Origin of the sequence: Microbacterium panaciterrae (assembly GCF_039541635.1) — a bacterium.
Lineage (GTDB): Bacteria > Actinomycetota > Actinomycetes > Actinomycetales > Microbacteriaceae > Microbacterium > Microbacterium panaciterrae.
Genome location: NZ_BAABGP010000003.1, coordinates 171,466 through 194,040, shown reverse-complemented (window position 1 = coordinate 194,040; position 22,575 = coordinate 171,466). Strand labels below are relative to the sequence as shown.

Below are 22,575 nucleotides of genomic sequence, written 5' to 3'. Positions count from 1 at the left end.
CTGAGGTGTTCAGCGATGACGATGGGCGTTTCCACTGATCTCGTTTCAGTGATCATGACGAGAGAATCCGATCTGCGGTCAGCGCCTTGCCGGACGCGGAATCGAGCAGCGCGCGGGTGTATTCGTGCTTCGGCGCGGTGAACACGGTCTCGACGTCGCCGATCTCGAGGATGTCCCCTCGGTACATGACCGCGACGCGGTGGCAGTAGGTGGCGACCACAGTCAGATCGTGGGTGACCAGCAGCATCGACCGCCCGGAGGTGAGGATGATGTCGCGCATCAGATCCAGCACTTGCCGCTGCACGGTCAGATCGAGCGCTGTCGTCGGCTCGTCGGCGATCAGCAGCTTCGGATCGAGGCTCAACGCGATGGCGATCACCACCCTCTGCGCCATTCCGCCGCTCAGCTCGTGCGCATGGCCGGCCAAGACTCGGTGGGTATCGGTGATGCCCACCGAGCGCAGGAGCGATTCGGCCCGGGCGCGCGCCTGCTGTCGGCTGACTTTCTCGTGCGCGCGCATGACGTTGAAGAACTGTCGCTCGATGGAGAGGATCGGGTTGAGGGCGTCGAAAGGGTTCTGAGCGACGAAGCCGATCTGCGTGCCACGGATCGAGCGGACTCGCTTCGTGGAACCTACGTCGATCTCGTCGCGGTCGAAGGTGATCTGTCCGAAGCCACGCCCTGTCGCCGGAAGCAGGCCGATGATCGATCGCGCCGTCGTCGACTTGCCGGAGCCGGACTCGCCGACCAGTCCGATGATCTCATTCCTCTCCACGGTGAAGGAGATTCCGTTCAGGATCTGGTGAGTCTGGCCGTGCGAGCGGAACTCGACGCTGAGGTCGGAGACCTCCAGGAGCGGGTCAGTGGTCACGAGCGTCCTCCTGTCGCTTCAGCACGAGCCTCGATGCCGTCCGCGATGGCGTTCAATGCGACGACCACGAAGAAGATCGCCAAGGTCGGGAAGGCAGCCGCCCACCAGTTGCCGTCGATGAGCAGAGTCATCCCGTCACGGATCATGCCGCCCCACGTGGGCGTAGGAGGATTGATCCCGACGCCGAGGAAGTTCAGAGCGGCGATGACGCCGATGGCGTTGGCCGCCGCGAGCGTCGCCTGGACCAGCACGATGCCGTAGGAGTTGCGGAAGATGTGCTGGACGGCGATACGAAGCGGCGAGCTTCCAGCTGCGATGGCGGCCTCGACAAATCTGGTCGATCGCAGAGTCACCGCCTCCGCGCGAACCAAGCGAGCGAACCTCGGCGTATTCACGATCGCGATCGCGATCACGATGTCGAAGGCCGTTCCGCCCATGAGCTTGATCGCGACGATCACGAGGATGAGCAGCGGCAGCGCCGAGAAGCCGTCGAGGCCTCGCATGATGAGGTCGCCGATTCTGCCGCCCGAAGCGGCGAGCCCTACGGGAACGCCGAGGCCGAGCGCCAACAGCGCGCCCGCAATCGCGATGGGGATGTCTCGCCGTGCTGCGTCGAGCACGCGTGAGAACACATCGAAACCATAGCCGTCGGTGCCGAACAGGTGCGTCGCGCTCGGAGGGAGGGCGATGGATTGGACATCGGGTTTGGTCGGGCTGTGCGGCAGTTCGAAGAAGACGCTCACGAGCATGAACGCTGCGAGAAGCGTGATCGCAACGACGATCGTGATCTCGGGCTTGTGCTTGAGTGCGGACAGCCGCAGGCGCGTGATCCGCGGGAACCGGCTCGCCGCGATCACGGTCGAGGCCGTCTTCCCGCGCGTGACCACCGCGGAGGTGGGCGTCGTGTTGTACTCCGCGAACTTCATGTGCTTCACCGTGAGCTTTCGAAGGTTGCTGTGGGGCCGAGCGGGACGGGCTCCCGTTCTCGGGCCAGGAGAACGCTGGGAAGCGACCGCGATGGTCGCTTCCCAGCGATGATCACTTACCGAAGGCCGACCAGGCCAACTGGCCGTTGGGCATCGGCGTTCCGCTCGGCATGCCGTTCGTCGCGATCACGTACGGCGTCTCGACGAGCTCGATCAGCGGGAGTTCGGTGTCGCCGATCTTGGCGATCTGCTTGAACAGCGCCTTTCGCGCATCGGCATCCTTGGCCGGGATGGCCGACACCTGGGAAAGGAGGTCCAGAACCGCGGGACTCTTCCAGAACGTTCCGCTGTTGTTGGGCGAGGTTCCGAACTTGACGTAGGCAAGCCAGGCCGGGTCCGCGATGGCGATGGGCTCGCCGTACAGCGCGCTCTGATAGAGGTGCGTGGTGTACATGACGTCGGTCAGCTGCGTCGGGCTCGCGATCACCTCCAGCTTCGCCTTGATGCCGACCTCCGCGAGCATCGCCTGGATCAGGACCGAGCTCTTCGCGGTCACCGGGCCGGGTCGGGACGGGCCATAGGTCAGCGTCAGGTCGAAGCCCTGGGGGTATCCGGCCTCAGCGAGGAGCTTCTTCGCCTTGGCGGGGTCGTAGGTGTACGCGGTTCCATACTGGCCGAATCCAAAGGCCTTGTTGAAGGACGAGACCGCAGGGGTCGCGTAGTCGGAGTATGCGCCCTTGGCGATCTGCGCCCTGTCGATCGCCATCGAGATCGCCGTCCGCACGCGCACATCGTTCAATGGCGCCTCCCGCGTGGAGAACATCAGGTTGTCCATGTTCAGGCTCGCGCATTCCTGGATGTCGATGCCCTTCTTCGCGGAGAGAGCCCGGAACTGGCTCGGCTGGAAGCCGACGGCCACCTGCGCCTCACCGGTCTCGAGAAGCTGCTGGCGGGTCGTGTCGTCGGGGACTCCCTTGAGGGCGACCTTGGTGACGACGCGACTGGGACCGCCCCATGCCGGGTCTGAGGTAACCGTCAGGGACTGTCCGGGAGTGAAGGCGTCGAGCTTCCACCCGCTGTAGTCCGCCAGATTGGTGAAAAGCCATTTCTGCGCCACAGGGTCTTCAGCGGTCGCGTGCGTCTTCGCCGCGACGGAATCGTAGATGTACGCCAGAGGGTTTTGGAGGGCATCCAGCGCCGTCGACTGGAACGACTTCAGGTTGAAGCGGAACGTGCGATCGTCGATCTTCGTGATCAGGTTGTCGACGTCATAGCCGGATCGGGCGAACGACGACTTCAGGACCGGCTGGATGACGAAGCCGTACTGGGTGAAGCTCCAGATCACGTCATCGGTGCTGAGCGTGTTCCCGGCCTGGCTCTTCAGAGGTCGCAGCTTCACCTCGATCGACTTCAGGTCGGCGCTGAGGGTGATGCTCTCCGCGAGCTTCCCGACGACCTTGCCCGGGACGGGGTTCTTGCAATTCACGTCGTAGTTGGCGAGCTGCGATCCCAGGCCGGTGAGCACCGTTTGCGATGCATTTCCTCCGTACGGGAATATCGTGAGGTTATCCGGGACGCTGGGGACAACCATGACCGCGGTGTGCGGAACGGCCGGCTTGGTCGTGGACGGACCCGATTGGGTCGCAGTGCACCCCGAGATCGTGATCACCGCGGCGATGCCGACGGCTGCGACGGCGAACTTCCTTCTTGTTTTGATCATGCTGCCCCTTATTTGGGGTGCTACGAGAGAGCACCACGCTGTGACTCAATTGGCTTCACTCTACTGAAGAGATCATCAATATGCAAGAAACGATGAGGAGATCGACGGGTGTCGAACGGGGGCGCCGGCCCGAGCGCGGCGTGGGTGCCGTGCGGGGCATCTCATCCGACGTCACCCGAAGATCCTGTCATGATCCGACCCGCCCGATGCGACCGTGGGCGCGACCAGTCGTAACGGATGTCGATACAGTTATAGTGAAGATGAATCATAATGATGAAGATTCGGAGGACGACGAGCCATGACCGATCCATCGACGGCTTACCCCGAAGGAGCGCGAGGCTACGAGCGCTTCCCCGGTATCGTCCGGGAGCTCGCCTCCCAGTCGACACCCGGTTGGCCCGCCGCGTCCCGGGCCGCCGACGGCGCGCCGAACGTCATCCTCATCGTGGTGGATGATCTCGGCTTCAGCGATGTCTCACCCTTCGGCGGTGAGATCGACACGCCCAGCGTGCAGGCGATCGCCGACGCCGGCTATCGCTTCACCAATTACCACACGTCCACGGTGTGCGCGCCCGCGAGGGCCTCGCTGCTCACCGGTTTGAATCCGCATCGCGCCGGCTTCGCCACGGTCGCGGGATCCGATCCGGGTTATCCGGGTTTCAGCGCCCGGCTTCCGGACGACGCGCCCACCATTGCCGAGTCGTTCCGGGCCGCCGGGTACGCGACGTTCATGGTGGGCAAATGGCACCTGACGCCATCGAACAGGCTGCACGATGGGGCAGAGAAGTCCTCATGGCCCATCCAGCGAGGATTCGACCGGTACTACGGCTGTATGGACGCATACACAACGCTGTTCCAGCCGCATCGCCTCATCCGGGACAACAGCCCCGTGACAGTCGACGAGCATGACAGCTCGTTCTACCTGACCGACGCGCTCACGACGGAAGCGCAGGCGATGATCACCGGACTGCGTGCCAACGATCCGAGCAAGCCCTTCTTCCTCTACTTCGCCCATCAGGCCGTGCACGCGCCTCTGCAGGCGAAGGAGGCCGATATCGCGAAGTACCGCGGGCACTATGAGGCGGGCTGGGACCGCATTCGGGCTGACCGTGAGGCTCGCCAGCGATCCGGGGGAATCCTCCCAGAAGGACGCCGGCCTTCTCTCGGGAATGAGGAGTTGACACCGTGGGACGAGCTGACTCCGGCGCGGCAGGCATGGTTCGCCCGGTGCATGGAGGTTTACGCCGCGATCGTGGACAGCGTCGATCAGAGTCTGGGAGCGATCCTGACGCAGCTGAAGGCGATGGGCGAGTACGAGAACACGATCATCGCGTTCACCTCGGACAACGGCGCGAGCGGAGAGGGCGGAGTGGATGGCACGGCGACCTATCTCGCATCGATGGGAACTCCGTCAGATCTGTCGGTCGGGTCGACGGAGTCGCGCCTCGGCCTGGACGAGGTCGGGGGGCCGCGCTCGATGATGCACTATCCGCGCGGATGGGCATCGGTATCCAACACACCCTTCGCCAAGTACAAGCGGTACATGACTGAAGGCGGGATTCGCGCGCCCCTGGTCGTGTCCTGGCCCGGTGGGCTTCCGCGAGAGACCGGCGATCAGGGGTTGCGCGGTCAGTACGTCTACGTGTCGGACCTCGGCCAGACTCTTCTGTCCCTCGCAGCGGTCGAGCCGCTCGCACGACTGAATGGGCGCGATGCCCAGCCGGTCGATGGGGTTCGATTCGATGACGTCCTTCGCAGCCCGGGCGCGCCCGCGCCGCGCGACGAGCAGTACTCGGAGTTCGGGGGCAGCCGCGCTTTCAGCAGCGGCCGGTGGAAGATCATGACGTTCCACCGACAGGGCGAGGAGTTCTCGGACGCGCAATGGCGTCTTTTCGACATGGAGGCGGACCCGACCGAGACCACCGACCTGTCGGACGAGTTCCCCGAGGTCGTCGGCCGGCTCGCCTCCCGCTGGAGGGAGGAAGCCTGGCGGAACACCGTGTTCCCGCTCAACGACGACGGAACGCTGACCAGGACGCGCCCGTCGACTGATCTCATCCTGGAGCAGCCGACGTCGATCCTGCCCGGGGCGCCCACTCTGGAGCGCTTTCGGTCGAATCGGCTCATCCGGTTGCGATCGTTCGAGGTCATCGTGCGGCTCGGCACCCGTGTCGAGGGACAACAGGGTGTCCTCTTTGCCCACGGCGATCAGGGCGGCGGCTACGTGGCCTTCATCGAGGACGGGAACCTCTGCCTCAGCTACAACGAGTACGGGCGCATGCTGCGGGCAAGCGTGCCTCTGGGGAACCGCGCGCCCGCGCGCATCGGCTTCTCCTTCACCGCGCTCGCCGATGTCCGATGGAGGATTCAGGCTCGTATCGAAGACGAGATCCTGCTTGAGGTCGGCCCGGTCCTGCAGCTGGCCGGGGCCGCTCCCTTCACGGGCATCAGCGCGGGGATCGATCGTGGCAGCCCGATCGACTGGGATCTGCACGAGCGCCGCGGGCCGTTCCGATACTCGGGAGCACTGGAGTCGGTGGAGTATCGCCCCGGCACGCGGGCGGAATACAACACCGAGATCATCGTGGATCTCGATCGTGTCGCCGCGGCGAGGTCCGATTGAACGTCGCCGCGAGGACCGGGTGAGCGACTCGCACGATCCGCGGGCCGCCCTGTCGAGGTGCCGTGCCTGTTACCGGTCGGCGAGGGGGCGCCGCTCCAACGAGACGATCATGAGCAGTGCGATCACGGCGAGTGGTGTGAGCGCGAGGAACAGCGGGGGGAGCGCCGCGGCGTATGCCTCGGCCACCGCGGAATGAAGCTCCGGTGTCAAGCGCGCCAGCTTGTCGGGAGCGGTCGTCGCCAACGACGACGTCGTCTGCATTCCGTGGCGGACCAATGCCTCGGACAACGAGTCCTCGAGTCGACGGGCGAACCCGACGCCGACCAGCGAGATGCCCATTGTCGCGCCCGCCTGCCGGAAGAAGTTGTTCGCAGCCGTGGCAACGCCGATCTTGTCCGGGGGAAGCGCATTCTGCGCCAGCAGGGTCAGCAGCAGCACGTTCGTCCCGATGCCGGCGCCGAGCAGAGCCGCGGAGAGGGAAAGCTGCAGCGGGGTGGTGTCCGGGCCGAGCGTGCCGAGCAGCAGGAGGCCGATGACCACCGCAGCAGCCCCGACCGCCGGGACCAGAACATAGCGACCTGTCCGGGAGACCGCGAACCCCGTCAGCGTCGACGATGTCACCGTGGCGACGATCATCGGCAGCAGGAGCAGACCGGCCTGAAATGCGGATAGCCCGAGCACCATCTGCGCGAATGCCGGAAGGTATGACAGCACCACGAAGGAGGCGACCCCGCTGCACAGCGTGCCGGCGAGCGTCGCGAACACGAAGGTGCGGCTGCGGAAGAGGATGCCGGGCAGCACCGGCTGGTCGGCGCGATGTTCGGCGAAGAACAGTGCGCACACCGCCCCCGCCCCGACAACCGCGATGAACCAGGACCACTCTGTCGGCAGGGTTGCGGAGGTCGCCGTCACCAGCGCGGTTGTGGCGATGCACAGCAGCAGCATCCCGGCGATGTCGGGGTGCACGGGGACGTCGCTCGGCGGGCTCGGAGCGATGTACCGCGCACCGAGAGCCAGTGCGACGACGAGCAGCGGAAGCGTGCCCCAGAACACCCATCGCCAGCCGGGACCGTCGGTGAGCCACCCGCCGATCAGCACTCCGCTGATGGTCGCGACAGCCCACACCGAGCCGAAGGCGCCGGCGTATTTGGCACGCTCGCGGGAGGGAACCGCGGCGGCCATGATCGTCTGTGTCAGCACCATCACGCCACCGCCGCCGATGCCTTGCGCGAGCCTGGCGATGATGAGCACGTCGAGATTCCAGGAGAGCGCGCCGAACAGCGTGCCGAGGCCGAACACGATGCTCGCGCCGAACAGCAGCCGCTTTCGGTCGAGAACGTCTGACAGCGCGCCGGCCAACGGCATGCTCAGAGTGGAGGTCAGCACGAACGCGGCGACGATCCAGCCGATCCGATCCAGTCCGCCGAGCTCTGCGATGATCGTCGGCAGCGCGGTGTTCAGCACGGTCTGGTTGAAGGAGACGACGAGCATCGACGCCATCAGGCAGAACACCAGCATGCGCACCGGCACGGGAGCCGTCACGCGGCTCCTCAGCAGGCCGGGCGGCTGAGGACGTCGTGCGACACGCGTTGACGCTGGAGCTCGCCGACGGGGCCGGCGATCAGGTTTCGGTCATCGACCATCACCTGGCCTCGCAGCAGCGTCATCATGTTCCATGCGCGCGTGCGGTATCCCTCCCAGGGCGTGTAGTCCGCCTCGTGCAGGTCCGCAGCGGTGACGCGCCGGTCAACGTCGATGTCGAGCACGGCGAGGTCCGCATCGCTGCCGACCGCGATTGCGCCCTTGCGGGGGTACAAGCCGAGGATCTTCGCCGCGTTCGCCGACGTGAGATCCACATATCGGGTGAGATCGAGACCCCGCCCGACGACGCCTTCGGTGTAGGCGACGGCCATGCGCATCTCGACACCGGCGTGACCTCCTGTGGCGTCGTAGATAGTGCTGCCGCGCGTCTTCACGTCGAAGTCCGTGCACACGCCGTCCGTTGCGAGAGTGCTCAACGTGCCGTCGATGAGCGCCGGCCACATCTGGTCGCGGTCCTCGGCATTCTTCAAGGACGGGTAGGTGTGGTACACAGCGCCGTGCGGCTCGCGGTAGTTCTCGGCGGAGAAGTACGCGTAGTGAGGGAGGATCTCACCGTAGATCGGCGCGCCCTCGCCGCGCGCCTGCCGGATCGCGTCGATCCCGACGTTGGCGCTGACATGCATGAGATAGATGGCGGCGCCCACGTGGCGGGCGAGCGTGATCGCACGCTGGAAGGACAGCTTCTCGGAGAGCACGTTGTGCGCATGATGCATGTTCTCGATGCCGATCGCACCCTGGTGCTTGAGCCGGCGATAGGAGTACATGACGATGTCGTCGTCCTCCGCATGCACGGCGAGCATGGCGCCGGCGGCCGCGGTCTGCTCCATGATGCCCCACATGTTGCCGAGATCGGTCTTCTGATGGGGGCGAGTGGGCGTGGTGTTGGTCATCCACACCTTCCAGCTGCCATGACCGTTGCGGACGGCATCCGGAATCTGCTCCAGGACGTCGAACGGAATCTCGGGCTCCTTGAACGTGCCGTGCAGGGCGAAGTCCGTGTAAGTCTGGCCGTTCCACTCCGCGGCCTTGCGAGCGAACGACTCGGACAGATCGTCGCCGGGCTTCCAGTGCGCGAAGTCCACCAGCGTCGTGGTACCGCCGTAGATGGCACCCTCGCTGACACGGTCGGCTCCGAAGCACATGATGCCGCTCTCGGCTGCCGTCGGAAGCACGGAGTTGGTGTGGACATGCGGGTCGACGCCGCCGGGCACCACCAGCTTGCCGCCGACGTCGATGACGCGGGCGGCCGAGTCGAGGGGCGTCGTGCCGGCGAACGCCAGAGCGGCGATCCGGCCGTCGGCGATCGCGATGTCCAACGGCTGTGCACCGGAGGGGGTGACCACCAGGCCGCCGGTGATGAGGAGGTCGTACATGTCAGTCCTCTTTCGTCTGGAAAGGAGCATTGAGGAGGTAGCGAGTGTCGAGGGAGACCTTCACGCTCCTGCGAGCATTGACGAGCTGAGAGACGGCGACATGCGCGGTGGCGGACAGCAGCATGGCAGTGCGCTCGCGGGTCCACCCGCGGTCGGCGCGCACGATCGCCATCATCTCGTCCAGCGCGACCGTGGCGGCCTCGTCAAGGTTCTCCCCGTCGCCGAGGACGATCATGCGATCCTCGGCGAAGACGACGGGACCGCCCACCGGAGCGGGACGCACGACTCGGCAGGAGAGTTCGACGGACCCCTCCATCTCCACGGCAGTGAGCGAGCACTCGCCGTCGCCCTGCACCGCGTGCAGGTCGCCGGCGTAGAGCAGTCCGCCCTCCACCTGCGCGGTGATGAACAGCGAAGCGCCCGCAATGATGTCGCGGCAGTCCATGTTGCCGCCGTAGCGGCCGACGGTCGAGGAGCTCGGGCTCTCACCCTCGGGAGCGAATCCGATCTTGCCGACCATCGGGCGGATCGGCACCCGCACATCATCGGGGAAGTGCGCGAAGCCGTCGTGCACGGGCACGATGAGGCCGTGCATGCCGAGGGGCTCGCCGAAGCCGCCGCGTCCGGGCATCGTGACCATGCCGCCGCGATCGGCGATGTGGATCTCGTGCACATCGATGCGGACCAGGTCACCCGGGCGGACGTCCTCGATCCGCACCGGGCCCGTCACTGGGATGGAGAAGATCGAGAAGTCTTCTGCCGTCTCGAAGCGCGGGTCTGTGAGGACGCTTCGTGCCTCGAGGCGGAATCTCTGGCCCTGGGCGACGGACAGCACGGGTGGGGCGCCGGGATCGAACTCGGCCCTGGCGTGCAGGAAGTCGGCGTGCGCCGTCGCGTGTGTCATGCCGATGCGGTGCCGTAGACCGGCGTGACCCAGTGGCCGAAGTCGGCGATCCGGCCGCGCACGGCATCCGCGTACAGCTCCTGCAGGCGGGATGTGATGGGACCCGCTGCGCTCCCGTCTCCGATCTTCGTGCGATCCACGGACGTGACATGGTTGACTTCCGCGGCGCTGCCGCAGACGAAGATCTCATCGGCTGAGTAGAGCTCGGTGCGGTCGATCGGGCGGATGTCCACGTCCAGGCCGAGCTGCGTGGTCGCCAGCTGCAGCACGCTGTCGCGCGTGATGCCTTCGAGGATGCTCTCCGTCGACGGCGGGGTGCACAGCCGTCCCTGGCGGACCATGAAGACGTTGTAGCCCGCGCCTTCCGCGACATGGCCGGATTCCGTGAGCAGGAGCGCGGCGCCGTAACCGTTCCGCTTGGCTTCGAGGAGGGCGAGACGACCGTTCTGGTAGTTGGCGATCGACTTCACCCGCGGTGGCATCGCACGGTCCGAGAGCCTGGCCCAGCTGGAGATCTGCACGTCGAGGCCGGTGGCGCCGAAGTAGTTGCCCATCGGGATCGCTGCCATGAAGACCGTCGCGGGGCCGGTGTCGTCCGGCTTGCCGTCGGGTGAATCCACGAAGACCTGGGTGCGCATGTGCAGGTTCGAACGCAGTTCATTCGCCTGGATTAGCCCGATCAGCTGCCCGGCGAGCGCCGCGGTGTCCGTCGGCCCGTCGATCTCCACGACGCGCATGGAGTCGACCAGCCGGCGCATGTGATCCTCGATGCGGAACGCGTAGAGCTCGCCGTCCTCATCGTTCCAGTACGCGCGAAAGCCCTCGAACACGCCCACGCCGTACTTCGTGGTCGTGCTGAGCACGTGCAGACGCGCGTCGGCGTAGTCGATGAGTTCGCCATCGTGCAGCAGGTAACGGACCGGGGGGGAAGTGGGGGACATCGTCGTGCACCATCCTGTCTTCAATCAACAAGAACATTCATCATCATAATGAAGACATCGATCGCATCTTGTCAACTGAGCGCGCACATTCCTACTCGTCGGATGGCATCCCGTCATGGTCTGCCGGGTACCGGGTGCGGCATCGGCCGTTCGGGGGCGGCGCCGATCGGCGGAAGGAAGTTGACACCGCCCGATGAGTTCAATAGATTGAAGATATGTTCAATACGCTTTCCAACGAGCTGGTCGTCCTGGGAGGGGCATACGAGCTCGGCGACAACGTGAGCTGGGTCCCTCGCGGCTCGACCGGCTATCAGATGTCCAACTGCTATCTCCTCACCGAGGGCACCTCGCATCTGCTCATCGACTCCGGCATGGCGGTGCACCGCGATCTGGTCCTCGACGGTCTCGCCGAGCGGATCGGGGAGGGCGGGGAAGTATCGGTCTTCTTCACTCGTCCCGAAATGGACTGTGTGTCGAACCTCGAGTCCATCGCTCATCGATTCGACATCCTCCGGCTGTTCACCGGCGGTGTGATCAACCCCTTCGATGCCTTCGATGACGTAAGCAGGTTCGCCCTGCGTGGGCGTCGTCAGCAGATCGACGGCACCCGCACAGTCGAGGGTGATGCGCTCGAGCGCTCCATGAGCATCGAAGTGGCCCCTGGTCGCGTTCTCGACGTGCAGTCTCCGCTGTTGCGGTTGCTGCCCACGTTCTGGGGTTGGGATGCGAAGACCGGCGCGCTGTTCACGTCGGACACCTTCACGCACGGGGTGATGGATCGGCCGGACGGCTATCGCTTCATCGATGACGCGAACGAAGGCGACTACACGGCGGAACATGTCGCCGCGCACCTCTTCGCGAAATATGAATGGCTTCCGCGTGCGACGAAGCGCCCGCTGCGCGATTGGCTGGCAGAGACCTTCGACCGGCTCGACCCCGAGGTGATCGCACCTTCGCGGGGTTCTGTCATCCGTGGTCGCCTCACGGTTCGCCGCCATCTCGAGCTCATGCTCGCAGCCTTGTCCGACGACGTCGCCTAGGAGGAATCGACATGGAGAACATCATCACGGAGACGATGGCCGCGGAGTTCCCCCGGGAGATCCGGTCCGGCGTGCACTGGATGGGGGCGTGTCTGCCCTTCCACCTCGCCGACAGGGTCATCCACGGGCATAACTCCGCGTACGTCATCAAGGGCTCCACGAGCTCGATGATCGTCGACACGGGTAACCCGTCGAGCTGGCAGACGATCTCCGCCAAGCTGGATGAGCTGCTCGGTGACGAGCCGCTGACGTACGCCTTCCCGACGCACCCGGAACTGCCGCACACCGGGAACCTCCCCCGGCTGGTCGAGAAGTACCCGGACATCCAGGTGGTCGGGGATCTGCACGACTATCACCTCTTCTACCCTCAGATCGTTCCGAACCTGCATCCGCGGGAGCCGGGCGATGTGATCGATCTCGGCGGTGGCCAGGAAGTGCTCGTGGTCGAGGCGATGATCCGAGACCTTCCCAACACGCAGTGGGCGTTCTCTCTGCGTGAGAAGGTGCTGTTCACCGCCGACGGGTTCTGCTACATGCACCGACCTGAGCTCGACGACGAAGATCCGCTGCACCTCCCAGGGGAATGCGCCCTCACCACAGACGAGCTCTCACGGCCGATCGCGGTCGAGAACGCCGCGTTCTTCACGGGAAGTGCGCTGTACTGGGCCCGCTTCAACAACGATGCAGATCGGGTGTACGACCGGGTCCTCGCACTTGTCGACGAGCTCGGCGTCGAGGTCGTCGCGCCCACCCACGGGAACGTCATCACGAACGTTCGCGCCGTGGAGCCGATCATCCGCGCCGGCCACAAGAGCGCCTACCGCTACTGACCGGCCGCTGGGGCCTGATCCGGATTCGAAAGGAGCAAAAAAAGATGATTGAGATCTGTGGCAAGCAGGTGCGCGACACCTTCGCTGAACTGCTGGACCCAGCCACCACGGCGCTGGTCGTCATCGACATGCAGAAGGGTGCCGTCTCGAAGGGCGGTGCCATCGCCGACTCGGGCCATGACATGAGCATGATGCCGCGCATCGTGGATCAGTGCGCCCGGGCGATCAGGGCCGCGCGCGAGAACGGCGTGCCGGTCTTCCACATCTGCGTGGAGAACCTTCCCGACGGCAAGAGTTCGACTGCGGCCTGGCTGCGTGCTCTGTACACGGTCGGGCAGGGGCGCTCCACGGACCTCGGGCGGCTCAGCGCCAAGGGGGACCCGCTGACCGAGTTCACCGAGTCCTGCTCACCGGAGGGCGACGAGATCGTCATTCGCAAACGCCGTCAGAGCGCGTTCGTCGGCACGGAGCTGGCTCTGCTGCTTCGCAGCCAGGGCATCGAGTCGGTCGCCATCGTCGGCGTCTCGACGGGGGGTTGCGTCGAGGCGACGCTGCGTGACGCGGGCTCGAGCGACTTCTACGCGGTGCTCCTCGACGATGCCGTCGGTGCGTACAACGAGACGGTGCACGAGGCCGCGCTGACCGTGATGCGCTCCCGTCACGACCACTGCTCCCTTGACGAGGCCATCGCGGTCTGGGAGAGCGCCGCTCGTTGAGCGGGCCGGAGACACCGATGTCGACCATGACAGTGCATCGCCTCGGGGCTGAGATCGACCTCGACGAGCAAGTGAGCTGGTGCCCCCCGGGGGTGCGGGCCTCGCAGCTCGTCAGCTGCTACCTCATCATCGGCGATGCCGGTGCGCTGCTGGTCGACACCGGCATCCGTGTGCACGAGCGCGAGGTCCTCGACGCGCTGGGGGGGTTGTACGACGGCCGCGTCCCGCTCTCAGTGCTGCTCACCCGCACCGAGATGGAATGCTGTCTCAACCTGCCCGCGATCGAGGCGCGCTTCCCCATCGACGCTGTCTGGTACACCGGCGGCATCACCGTGCCGCGATCACGCGCGGAGGTCCGGCGCGTGAGCGTGGAGCCAGGGACCTCGCAGTGGATCGAACCACATCCCGGAATGCGCATCGAGCTCATCTCGCCGATGATGAGGCTGCTGCCGACCCTGTGGGTGTACGAGCCCGAGACGGGCACTCTGCTCACCTCGGACGCGTTCACGCAGGGCGACGGTCCGCCGGAGAACGGGCTGGCGAAGTTCCGCTGGTTCACTCGCGCAGACACCGGCGACATCGCGGCACACGTGCGGTCCGTGGTTGGCGAAAGGCGGATCTCACTGATCGGCCCCGGCTATGGCCGTCCGTTCGAGGGCGAGGAGGTGGCGGCGCAGTCCGCTGCGCTCGCCGCCGCCATCGAGAGGATCGGGCTGTCATGACCGCTGCATTCGAGTCCGCCCGCCGGATCGCCGACGGCGCTTTCTGGTTGGGCGGGTGCCTCTCGGCCTTCGGGCATGGGGAGGAGGTGCATTACCACGTCAACGCTTTTCTGGTGATCGGCGACGAGCGCGCGGTCCTCATCGACACCGGCGACCCCGCGCACCGGGAGATGGTCCTCGCCCAGGTCGAGGAGGTGCTGGCGGGACGGACGCTGGACTACGTCGTGCCCACGCACCCGGAGATTCCGCATGCGGGGAATCTGCCCGCATTGATGCAGCGATATCCCCAGGCGGTCGTCGTCGGCGAGATCCGCGATTACCACCTGCACTTCCCGGAGTTCGCGGACCGGTTGCTCGCGCTGCCGCCGGGTCGCTCGATCGATCTCGGCGGGCGCGAATTGATGCTGATGCCCGCACACATCCGAGACCTCGAGAACACAACGTGGGCGTGGGACTCCGGTGCGGGGGTGCTGTTCGTCTCGGACGGCTTCTCCTTCATCCACGATGTGCCCTCTCCCGATGAGGAAGAGGATGAGCCCGTGCACCGACCGGGCCAATGCCGGCTCCTGTCCGGCGAGATGCCGGAGCCACCCACGGTCGCGCAGGCGGCGTACGGAACGGGCCGGGCACTGTACTGGACGAAATTCGTCGACGTGAGCGACGCCTTCACCGCGATCGAATCGCTCTTGGATGAGCATCCGACGCGCTTCATCGGTCCCGCGCACGGGAACGTGATCGACGATGTCGACGGGATGCTGCGCACCTCGCTCGCGGCGCACCGAACGGTGTATCAGGGCAGGGGTCTTGGCCTGTGATAGTTCACTATAATGAAGAAGAGCCTTCCGGAGTGAACGCGATGATGCTTTCGCCCGGTCTGGCAGGAAAGAGCAGCGACCATGCGTGATCTGATCGGCTATGGAGAGCACCCGCCCGTCGTGGGCTGGCCCCACGACGCGCGCGTCGCGGTGTCGCTTGTGCTGAACTTCGAGGAGGGCGCGGAGAGGTCGATCGAAGCGGGCGACGAGTTCGACGAGGACATCTCGATCTTCGGCGGCTGGTCGGCCGATCCGAGCCGCCGCAGCTTGATGAAGGAGTCCTTCTTCGAGTACGGCAGTCGCGTCGGCATCTGGCGCTACCTCGGCATGTTCCGGGAGTTCGGTGTTCGTTCCACGGTGATGGCGTGCGGTGTCGCACTGGAGCGGAACCCGGAGGCCGCCCTGGCCATCGTGCGCGACGGGCACGAGATCTGCGGCCACGGGTACAGATGGCGAGGGCTGGTCGGGATGACCGTCGACGAGCAGCGTTCGGAGATCCGCCGTTGCGTTGCCTCCATCCAGGCCACCACGGGAGTGCGACCGAGCGGCTGGTATGTGCGCGAGGGCATCACGGAGGAGACCCGCGACGTCCTCGCGGAAGAGGGGTTCCTTTATGACTCGAACTCCTACTCGGATGATCTGCCCTATTACGTCGGCACCAAGAAGGGCGCGCACCTGGTCGTGCCGTATTCCGGGGACACGAACGACGCGCGCTTCTGGGGCACCGGGAGCCTCGGCAGTCCGGATGACTACTTCGCGGTGCTCCGCGACACCCTGGACTGCCTGCTCATCGAGGGGTCTGAGACACCCAAGATGATGTCGGTCGGCATCCACCTGCGCATCGGCGGCCGCCCCAGCGTCGCCATGGCGGTGCGCCGATTCCTCGCCTACGCGCAGGAGCAGCAAGGCGTCTGGTTCGCGACGCGTGAGGAGATCGCCCGCTGGTGGCTCGACAACGCCCCCGCCGAACCCGCCCTGGAACTCGAGGGGGCACGCTGATGGGCAGGCAGCCGGCGGGTCTCAGCCGTCTCGTCCACAATGCGCACGACATCGGTTTCAGCGATCTCTCGAAGGTCGGGCTCAGGGGCCAGCAGGACCAGGGGCAAGTCTGCAACTTGATCTCCCGCGAGCTCAGCGGCTCCGAGGACCTCAACGTCAGCCTCGGCCGGATCTTGCCCGGCCAGCACCACCTGTGCCACCACCACCCCGACGCGTCGGAGTTCTACGTGGTCATCTCGGGCACTCCGATCGTCCACCTCGACGGGACGGACTACCGCGCCCGGCCGGGCGACGGCATCTACATCCCGCGCGGCACCAGCCACGGGATCACCAACGACACCGAGGAGAATGTCGAGCTCGTCGTAGGAATGAGCAAGCCCGCCGACTGGGAATTCGTGTCCGACGAATGAACGCGCAGACTCCCCTTCGCAATGAGGTCGGGCTCATCACGGCGGATCCCACGCCGACGCTGCTCGGGCTCCTCGAAGTCACGGGCATCGACTCCGTCGTCATCGACGCCGAGCAGACGGCCCTTACGGTGGCGACCTGCGCCGATGCCGTGCAGCGGCTCCGCGGCAGCGGAGTCCGCGTCGGCATCCGCGTTCCTTCCCTGGATGATGACTGCCTGCTCGCCTTCGCCAATACGGGGGCTGACGAGTTGGTGCTGCCACGGGTGCGCCGAATCGAGCAGCTGAGTCGTGCGCACCGTGCGACCCGGTTCCCCCCGATCGGCGAGCGGCCACGTCAGCTGTCGCCGGCGTCCCGCTATGGCACCGCCTATGTGCAGGTGCCTGTGCTGTCGGTGCTCGTCGAGACGGCGGACGCGGTGGATGCGATCGAGCAGTTCGCTGCCCATCCGCTCTTCGAGGGCGCGTGGATCGGTCCGACCGATCTCCAAGACGACCTGGCGCGGTGCGGCCGGTCAGCGGAGCTGGACGCCGCGGTGCAGCGCGTGATCGACGTCGTGGTTGCTTCCGGGCATCCGATCGGCCTTCCCGCTCCATCTGCCGCGCGTGCGGGGGAAGTGCATCAACGCGGCGCGAACCGGGCCGCCGTGTACTGGGAGCGGGAAGAGATCGCCGCGCTGCGAGCTCTCGTTGCGATAAGGGATGCCGATGACGCGCTATCGTCTCGATACAACGACGCATCGTCAAGCGAACTGAAGGGCTAACCGTGGCCACCTCCACTACGCCGAAGCTGGTCCCCGATGAGAAGCCTGATCGAGACTTCTGGATCGCACATCTCGGCTCTCAGCTGCGTGAGCAGCGCTCCGGCCGCTTCACGGTTGAAGAGCTCGCCGAACGCGCCGGCGTCAGTGCCGGGCTGATCAGTCAGATTGAGCGCGGAATTGGCAATCCATCCTTCGCCACCCTGCTCAGGCTGGCGAACTCCCTCGGCCTCCCGCTGGCGAGCATGTTCGCCGATCCGGATCCCGACGGAGGACAGATGCTCGTTCATCGCGCCGACCGCCGACGCATCGAGATTCCGTCCCAGGGAATCATCATGGAGCTGATCGTGCCAGATGCCGACCGCAAGCTGGGCGTGGTGAACATGACGATCCCCGCGCATTTCGATGGAGCGACGGCACCGCACTCGCACGAAGGCGAAGAGGTCGTCCTGATCAGCGCTGGACGGCTGGTCGCCACGGTCGCGGGCAAGGAATTCGAGCTGGAGGCGGGTGACAGCCTCACCTACGATGCCTCGCTGCCGCACTGGTGGAGCAACCGCACGGGCTCCGCCGCCGTGATGCTCGCGATCTCCACGCCTCCCTCCCTCGGCCGTGCGCACTGAGGCGGCGGGGATCGGCTCCATGGCCGTTGCTGCACCCGGGCCGACCCATCGCCTGGGAGTGCTCGCGCCGTCGTCGAACTCGAACGCAGAGTCGTCGATCCAGCGCATGCTGGACGGACAGCACGACGTCGCCGCCCACGTGAGCCGGTTCCGACTGCCTCCCGCGCTGAGTGACCGGATCGACGCCGACGTGCTCGGCGACGCCCCCGCGCTGCTCGCCGACGTGGAGCCTGACGCGGTCGCGTTCCACGGCACGTCCGGCTCATGGACGGGGTTCCCGGGGGACCGTGACCTGTGTGCGCAGCTGGAGAGGGTGGTCGGTGCGCCCGCGACGACCGCGACGCTCGCGGTGCGCGCGGCGATCGACGCGCTCGGGGTGCGCCGGGTCGGCCTGGTGTTCCCGGGGCCGCCGGCGATCGCTGAGCGGATCGCGCAGCAATATGCCGCGGACGGCGTGGAGATGCCGGTGCTCTCGGCTCCCGATGTCGAGCTGGCCAATGCAGAGATCGCACGGGTCGGCGCGGACTGGATCGATGCTCTCATGCGTCCGGCGTTCCGTGAGGACATCGACGCGGTGGTCTGCGTCGGGACCAATCTGCGCTCGGCCTATCGCGTGGCGGCCTTCGAGGCCGAGTACGGGATCCCCGTGATCGACAGTGCGACCGCGACGCTCTGGCACCTGCTCCGCCTGGCAGGCGCCGCCCGGCCGATCACTGGGTGGGGCCTGCTGCTGCAGGGCTGAGGGGTGCGCTGTCAAGCGCTCAGCCTCCCGCGGTCTCGCTCAGCCACGCGTCGGCGATCTCCTGCCTTGTCGCGATCCACGCCCCTGACTCCGCGACGCGGGTGAGGAAGGTGTCCAGAGCGGCGATGTACGCCGGTCGTCCGATGATGCGGGGATGCAGGCCCACGCTGAGTACGGCGGGTCCGGGCCTTGCTTCGGAGCCGAGCATCTCGAGTGCGCTGCACAGGAAGGAGGAGAAAGAGGCGGCGGTGGGATATTGCGAGAGCAGCGCCGAATCGTTGGTGTCGCCCGCATACGGGATCACCAGCAGCGGCAGACCGTCGGCGCCGTCGTGCGGCAGGTCGTCGTCGAAGCTGTTCGAGTCGTAGCGGAACCCTTCGTCGATCATCGCGTCGCGCGAGTGCAGCGTGAGACCGTCGCGCGAATACCAGGTCGTCGGCCGAACGCCGGTGATCTCCTCGATGATCCGGCGGGAGCGTTGCATGAGATCTGCTTCGACCTCGGGGGCGAGCGCAGAGTGGGTATCCCAGTCGAGCCCGTGATCTGCGATCTCGTGCCGGTCGCGCACGAGGGCGTGCGCGATCGACGGATTCGCCTGCAGGGCGCTGGCGCAGCAGAATGCGGTGGCTCGCGCGCCGTGCCGACGCAGCGTGCGCAGCACCCGCCAGATCCCGCTGCGCGCGCCGTACTCGAATGCTGACTCCAGATCGAGGTCGCGCTGGCCGGGGAAGGCGCGATGGCGCAGCCAGTGAGCACCCAGGTCGTCGGCCACGTCGCCGCGCGCGACGCTCCGCTCGGCACCGTCCTCGATGTTCACCACAAGTGAGACGGCGATGCGGGCGCCGCCTGGCCAGCGCACGTCCGGAGGGTGCTCGCCATAGCCGCGCAGGTCGCGGGGGAGGGGGAAGGCGGTCATCGATCCTCCTGGTTATAGTGAAGACGCTTCGATATGATGAACCTATCCGGCGAAGAGGCCGGCGTCGAGAGGGAACGACGATGAGAACGCTGATCCGAGCAGGGGTCGTGGTCCCGGCGACCGGGGGCAGGACGATCGAGGGCGGCGGGGTCGTCATCGAGAACGGCCGCATCCTCGACGTGCTGAGTGCCCGCAGCTCTGCGCAGCCGTTCTCCGGGCGGATCGTGGACGTGCCGGACTGCGCGCTGATCCCCGGGCTCGTCAACCTCCACGCCCACGGCGTCAGCCCGTCCGCGCTGTTCCCCAGCGGTGCCGCGGCGCTGCCGGACGAGCGGTGGCTGGCCCACCTCGACCGCCATCTGGCCTCCGGCACCACGACCGTGCTCAGCACGTGCGGGCTCGGCACGATGGACGAGATCCGTGCGGCCGATCGCCGTCACGTGATCCATGTGCGCGGCGCGACGGCGCATACGCGGGGGGCGCTTGCCGCGGCGCTGGCGGCCGACGGCGCAGGGCTCGGACCGGCGCATCGGGCCCTGACGATCGAGCGCATGCTCGAGGACGGGGCGGTCGCGATCGGCGAGCTCGGCGGCGGTCAGACGCTCGGCGGCGGAGGGCAGGACCTGGTCTACCTCCCCGCGGCGATCCATCGGCGCTTCGGCCGCGTGCTGTCGCAGGAGCAGGCCAGGAGCCTGAAGGAGGCCGTGCTCGGGCGCTTCATGGACGAGAGTTCCGGCGACGCGGAGGCATTCGCCGAGCGCGCGGCAGAGGTGGGGCTCGGGGACGTCCCCTCGGCGGAGCTGCGGGCTCTCATCGTGGCGACCGTGATGCCCTCGGTCGGTCATGCCAGGGACGGGATCCGGGAAGGCGTCGCGGCGGCGCGCCGACTCGGCGTGCCCGCACTCGTGCACTCCGCGTCCGCCTCCGCTGAACTGCTTCGCGCGCTGCTGCGCGAGCCGGTGCAGGGTGCGACCGTGATCGCCGGGCATGTCAACCACACCTCGCACACCGTCGAGGAGGCGCTCGCGCTCGCGGAGGCCGGTCGAGAAGCCGGGTGGTACGGCGAGGCGAGCGTCTTCGATCTGCTCGAGCGGCGCGAGACCGTGCGCACCAGAGAGCACTGGGACGCGCTGATGGCCGGCCCTGGGCTCGTCGACGTGATCGCCACGGACTACGGACACGACGGACGGCACGATCCCCTCATCGCCGGCGTGCAGGATGTCATCGACGCCGGGCACCGCACGCTCGCCGAGGCTGTCGAGATGGCCACCTCCGTTCCCGCAGCCCTCGTCCCCGGACTCGTCGACGGCGGTGCGATGATCCGCCGGGGCGCACCCGCCGACCTCGTGATCGCCCGGAGGGACGACCTGCGCGAGGTGCGGGCGGTGCTCGTCGGCGGCGAGGACGTGGTGCGGCACGGGCGGGTCCTGCAAGGCGCGCAGGCATGATCGGGCTGGACCTGCGGGACCGGGAGATCGTGCGCGCCCTGATCGGCGCGGAGCTCGCGGCGCGAGACGATGAGGCGATCGCGTCCGCGATCGCGGATCTGCGGGCCGAGTTGCCCGCGTTCCGCCGCGAGGCCGCCCGGCTGCTGGCCGAAGAGGTCCGCCGATGAGCGCCCCCTGGCGCTGGGGCGTGCCCGAGGCCGCTGCCGCGCTCGCGGATGGCGGCATCACCAGCACGCAGCTGGTGAGTGCCGCACTGGATCGGATCCGCTTCACCGAGAGCCGCGCGCGCGCGTGGGCGCACGTCGATGCGGACGCCGCGCTCGTCGCCGCGCGGGCCAGCGATGAGAGGCGCCGGGCGGGACGAGCGCTCGGACCGCTGGACGGGCTGCCCATCGGCGTGAAGGATGTCATCGACGTAGCGGGCATGCCCACGCGTGGTGGATCCGCGGTGTTCAGGGCCGCCGCCCCCGCACAGCGCGACGCGGTCGCCGTCGGCCGCTTCCGCGCCGCGGGCGGCATTCTCCTGGGGAAGACCGTCACCTACGAATTCGCTTTCGGGCAGGGCACGCCCCCGACCCGCAATCCGCGTGATCCCGAGCGCTATGCGGGGGGATCCAGCATCGGCTCAGGTGTCGCGGTCGCGATCGGCGACGTTTCGGCGGCACTCGGCACGGACACCGGTGGATCGGTGCGCAACCCCGCCTCGATCAACGGGCTCGTGGGGCTCAAGCCCTCAGCCGGGCTGGTCTCCCGGGCAGGATCGATGACGGTGAGCGGCACCATGGACGCGATAGGACCCCTTGCGGCCTCGGTGCGGGGCGCTGCGCTGGTGCTGGACGCGATCGCGGAGCCTACAGTGCTGCGGGAGCATTTCGGCGGCTCAGTGGTGCGGGCCGCGGCCCGCGTGGAGAGAGCTCGCGTCGGTGTGGACCGCGACCAGTGGGAGCGCTGGGGCGTCGCCGCGCCCGTGCGCTCCGCGGTGGACGAGGCGCTCGAGGTGCTGGAACGGACCGGCGTCGAGGTCGTAGAGGTGGACACGTCCGACCTCGACCTCGCCCTCACCGCGGGGCTCGTGGTCTCGCTGTCCGAGGCCGCCACGCTGCATCGACTTCGGCTGCGTGCAGCCGCGGACGACTATCTTCCGGAGACGCGCGTGATGATCGCGTCCGGAGCGCTGATAGAAACCGGCGACGTGGAGCTCGCACTGCGTCTGCGTGGCGCCCTGCGATGCCGGATCGAGGAGCTGATGCAGAGACGAGGCCTCGCGGCGCTCGTCAGTCCCACGCTTCCGAACGGTGCACCGAGGCTGGCGACCATGGCCGCAGAATTGACCAGTGCCGGCGATGCGGAGTCTCTGGGCAGCGCGCTGCGCATGCTGTGCGCCGCGAATCTGACGGGTCTGCCCGGACTCAGCGTCGCCTGCGGCGAGGTAGCCGCCGGTCCGATCGGAATGCACCTGCTCGGTCGGGCGAACGGCGACGCCGAGATCCTGGCACTCGCGGAGCGCTACGAGCAGGCGGCGCCGTGGCGCGCACGCGTGCCGCTCGATCCGCGCTGACGCGAACGCCCTGCTCCGTCCTCCTGCTGTATCCCGGT

The 22,575-nt window shown here is 67.1% G+C and carries 22 protein-coding genes; 14 read left to right on the top strand and 8 right to left on the bottom strand.

The genetic code is table 11. The annotated features are described in order from the left end of the window. Window positions 1-52: 52 nt before the first annotated feature. The 3 genes from ABD882_RS00950 to ABD882_RS00940 all read right to left on the bottom strand — a co-directional run bounded on the left by ABD882_RS00950 (window position 53) and on the right by ABD882_RS00940 (window position 3,517). Window positions 53-871, bottom strand: a complete 819-nt coding sequence (locus tag ABD882_RS00950) for an ABC transporter ATP-binding protein (RefSeq protein ID WP_345183427.1) — start codon at window positions 869-871, stop codon at window positions 53-55. Further along, entirely contained in the window at window positions 868-1,797 is a 930-nt protein-coding gene (locus tag ABD882_RS00945) for an ABC transporter permease (RefSeq protein WP_345183425.1), read from the bottom strand. Before ABD882_RS00945 ends, ABD882_RS00950 begins: the two co-directional genes overlap by 4 nt. A 112-nt stretch (window positions 1,798-1,909) precedes the next feature. Next, a complete protein-coding gene (locus tag ABD882_RS00940; protein ID WP_345183423.1) occupies window positions 1,910-3,517 on the bottom strand; it encodes an ABC transporter substrate-binding protein in 1,608 nt (535 codons plus the stop codon). 298 nt (window positions 3,518-3,815) lie between these two features. Between ABD882_RS00940 and ABD882_RS00935 the strand changes: the two genes are divergently transcribed. Beyond that, complete coding sequence (locus ABD882_RS00935) at window positions 3,816-6,140, top strand: arylsulfatase (RefSeq protein ID WP_345183422.1); 2,325 nt, start codon at window positions 3,816-3,818, stop codon at window positions 6,138-6,140. A gap of 69 nt (window positions 6,141-6,209) precedes the next feature. On the opposite strand, the gene ABD882_RS00930 is transcribed toward ABD882_RS00935, so the two are convergent. The 4 genes from ABD882_RS00930 to ABD882_RS00915 are packed head-to-tail and all read right to left on the bottom strand — an operon-like array spanning window position 6,210 to window position 10,960. After that, complete coding sequence (locus tag ABD882_RS00930; RefSeq protein ID WP_345183420.1) at window positions 6,210-7,682, bottom strand: MFS transporter; 1,473 nt, start codon at window positions 7,680-7,682, stop codon at window positions 6,210-6,212. Between the two features lie 8 nt (window positions 7,683-7,690). Continuing rightward, window positions 7,691-9,115: a dihydroorotase gene (locus ABD882_RS00925; protein ID WP_345183419.1), complete on the bottom strand. Its 1,425-nt coding sequence runs from the start codon at window positions 9,113-9,115 to the stop codon at window positions 7,691-7,693. A gap of 1 nt (window position 9,116) precedes the next feature. After that, complete coding sequence (locus tag ABD882_RS00920) at window positions 9,117-10,019, bottom strand: acetamidase/formamidase family protein (RefSeq protein ID WP_345183417.1); 903 nt, start codon at window positions 10,017-10,019, stop codon at window positions 9,117-9,119. After that, window positions 10,016-10,960, bottom strand: a complete 945-nt coding sequence (locus tag ABD882_RS00915; RefSeq protein WP_345183415.1) for a branched-chain amino acid transaminase — start codon at window positions 10,958-10,960, stop codon at window positions 10,016-10,018. Before ABD882_RS00915 ends, ABD882_RS00920 begins: the two co-directional genes overlap by 4 nt. Before the next feature lie 371 nt (window positions 10,961-11,331). Here ABD882_RS00915 and ABD882_RS00910 point away from each other — a divergent pair, with 371 nt between their 5' ends. The 10 genes from ABD882_RS00910 (at window position 11,332) to ABD882_RS00865 (ending at window position 18,615) form a co-directional block, all read left to right on the top strand. Further along, on the top strand, window positions 11,332-12,000 hold the full coding sequence (locus ABD882_RS00910; protein ID WP_345183414.1) for an MBL fold metallo-hydrolase: 669 nt from the start codon (window positions 11,332-11,334) through the stop codon (window positions 11,998-12,000). Window positions 12,001-12,011: 11 nt separating this feature from the next. Further along, complete coding sequence (locus tag ABD882_RS00905) at window positions 12,012-12,830, top strand: MBL fold metallo-hydrolase (RefSeq protein ID WP_345183412.1); 819 nt, start codon at window positions 12,012-12,014, stop codon at window positions 12,828-12,830. Window positions 12,831-12,874: 44 nt separating this feature from the next. Continuing rightward, window positions 12,875-13,546, top strand: a complete 672-nt coding sequence (locus tag ABD882_RS00900) for a cysteine hydrolase family protein (protein WP_345183410.1) — start codon at window positions 12,875-12,877, stop codon at window positions 13,544-13,546. 17 nt (window positions 13,547-13,563) lie between these two features. Further along, complete coding sequence (locus ABD882_RS00895; RefSeq protein ID WP_345183409.1) at window positions 13,564-14,268, top strand: MBL fold metallo-hydrolase; 705 nt, start codon at window positions 13,564-13,566, stop codon at window positions 14,266-14,268. Beyond that, window positions 14,265-15,083 carry an MBL fold metallo-hydrolase gene (locus ABD882_RS00890; RefSeq protein ID WP_345183407.1) on the top strand — a complete coding sequence of 273 codons (819 nt, stop codon included), beginning with the start codon at window positions 14,265-14,267 and terminating at the stop codon, window positions 15,081-15,083. The genes ABD882_RS00895 and ABD882_RS00890 overlap by 4 nt, the downstream gene beginning before the upstream one ends. Window positions 15,084-15,164: 81 nt before the next feature. Then, a complete protein-coding gene (locus tag ABD882_RS00885) occupies window positions 15,165-16,082 on the top strand; it encodes a polysaccharide deacetylase family protein (RefSeq protein ID WP_345183406.1) in 918 nt (305 codons plus the stop codon). Further along, complete coding sequence (locus ABD882_RS00880; RefSeq protein WP_345183404.1) at window positions 16,082-16,492, top strand: cupin domain-containing protein; 411 nt, start codon at window positions 16,082-16,084, stop codon at window positions 16,490-16,492. The genes ABD882_RS00885 and ABD882_RS00880 overlap by 1 nt, the downstream gene beginning before the upstream one ends. Then, window positions 16,489-17,253: an aldolase/citrate lyase family protein gene (locus ABD882_RS00875; RefSeq protein ID WP_345183403.1), complete on the top strand. Its 765-nt coding sequence runs from the start codon at window positions 16,489-16,491 to the stop codon at window positions 17,251-17,253. The genes ABD882_RS00880 and ABD882_RS00875 overlap by 4 nt, the downstream gene beginning before the upstream one ends. A gap of 2 nt (window positions 17,254-17,255) precedes the next feature. After that, on the top strand, window positions 17,256-17,873 hold the full coding sequence (locus tag ABD882_RS00870; protein WP_345183401.1) for a cupin domain-containing protein: 618 nt from the start codon (window positions 17,256-17,258) through the stop codon (window positions 17,871-17,873). 19 nt (window positions 17,874-17,892) lie between these two features. Beyond that, window positions 17,893-18,615, top strand: coding sequence for a maleate cis-trans isomerase family protein (locus ABD882_RS00865; protein WP_345183400.1), 723 nt, complete (start codon window positions 17,893-17,895; stop codon window positions 18,613-18,615). 19 nt (window positions 18,616-18,634) lie between these two features. On the opposite strand, the gene ABD882_RS00860 is transcribed toward ABD882_RS00865, so the two are convergent. After that, window positions 18,635-19,531 carry a polysaccharide deacetylase family protein gene (locus tag ABD882_RS00860; protein WP_345183398.1) on the bottom strand — a complete coding sequence of 299 codons (897 nt, stop codon included), beginning with the start codon at window positions 19,529-19,531 and terminating at the stop codon, window positions 18,635-18,637. An 80-nt stretch (window positions 19,532-19,611) separates the two neighbouring features. Between ABD882_RS00860 and ABD882_RS00855 the strand changes: the two genes are divergently transcribed. The 3 genes from ABD882_RS00855 to ABD882_RS00845 are packed head-to-tail and all read left to right on the top strand — an operon-like array spanning window position 19,612 to window position 22,537. Continuing rightward, on the top strand, window positions 19,612-20,979 hold the full coding sequence (locus tag ABD882_RS00855) for a hypothetical protein (RefSeq protein ID WP_345183396.1): 1,368 nt from the start codon (window positions 19,612-19,614) through the stop codon (window positions 20,977-20,979). Beyond that, window positions 20,976-21,146, top strand: coding sequence for a hypothetical protein (locus ABD882_RS00850; RefSeq protein ID WP_345183395.1), 171 nt, complete (start codon window positions 20,976-20,978; stop codon window positions 21,144-21,146). The genes ABD882_RS00855 and ABD882_RS00850 overlap by 4 nt, the downstream gene beginning before the upstream one ends. After that, window positions 21,143-22,537 (top strand): amidase, encoded by a 1,395-nt coding sequence (locus ABD882_RS00845; protein WP_345183393.1) that lies wholly within the window; start codon window positions 21,143-21,145, stop codon window positions 22,535-22,537. Before ABD882_RS00850 ends, ABD882_RS00845 begins: the two co-directional genes overlap by 4 nt. Window positions 22,538-22,575 lie beyond the last annotated feature (38 nt).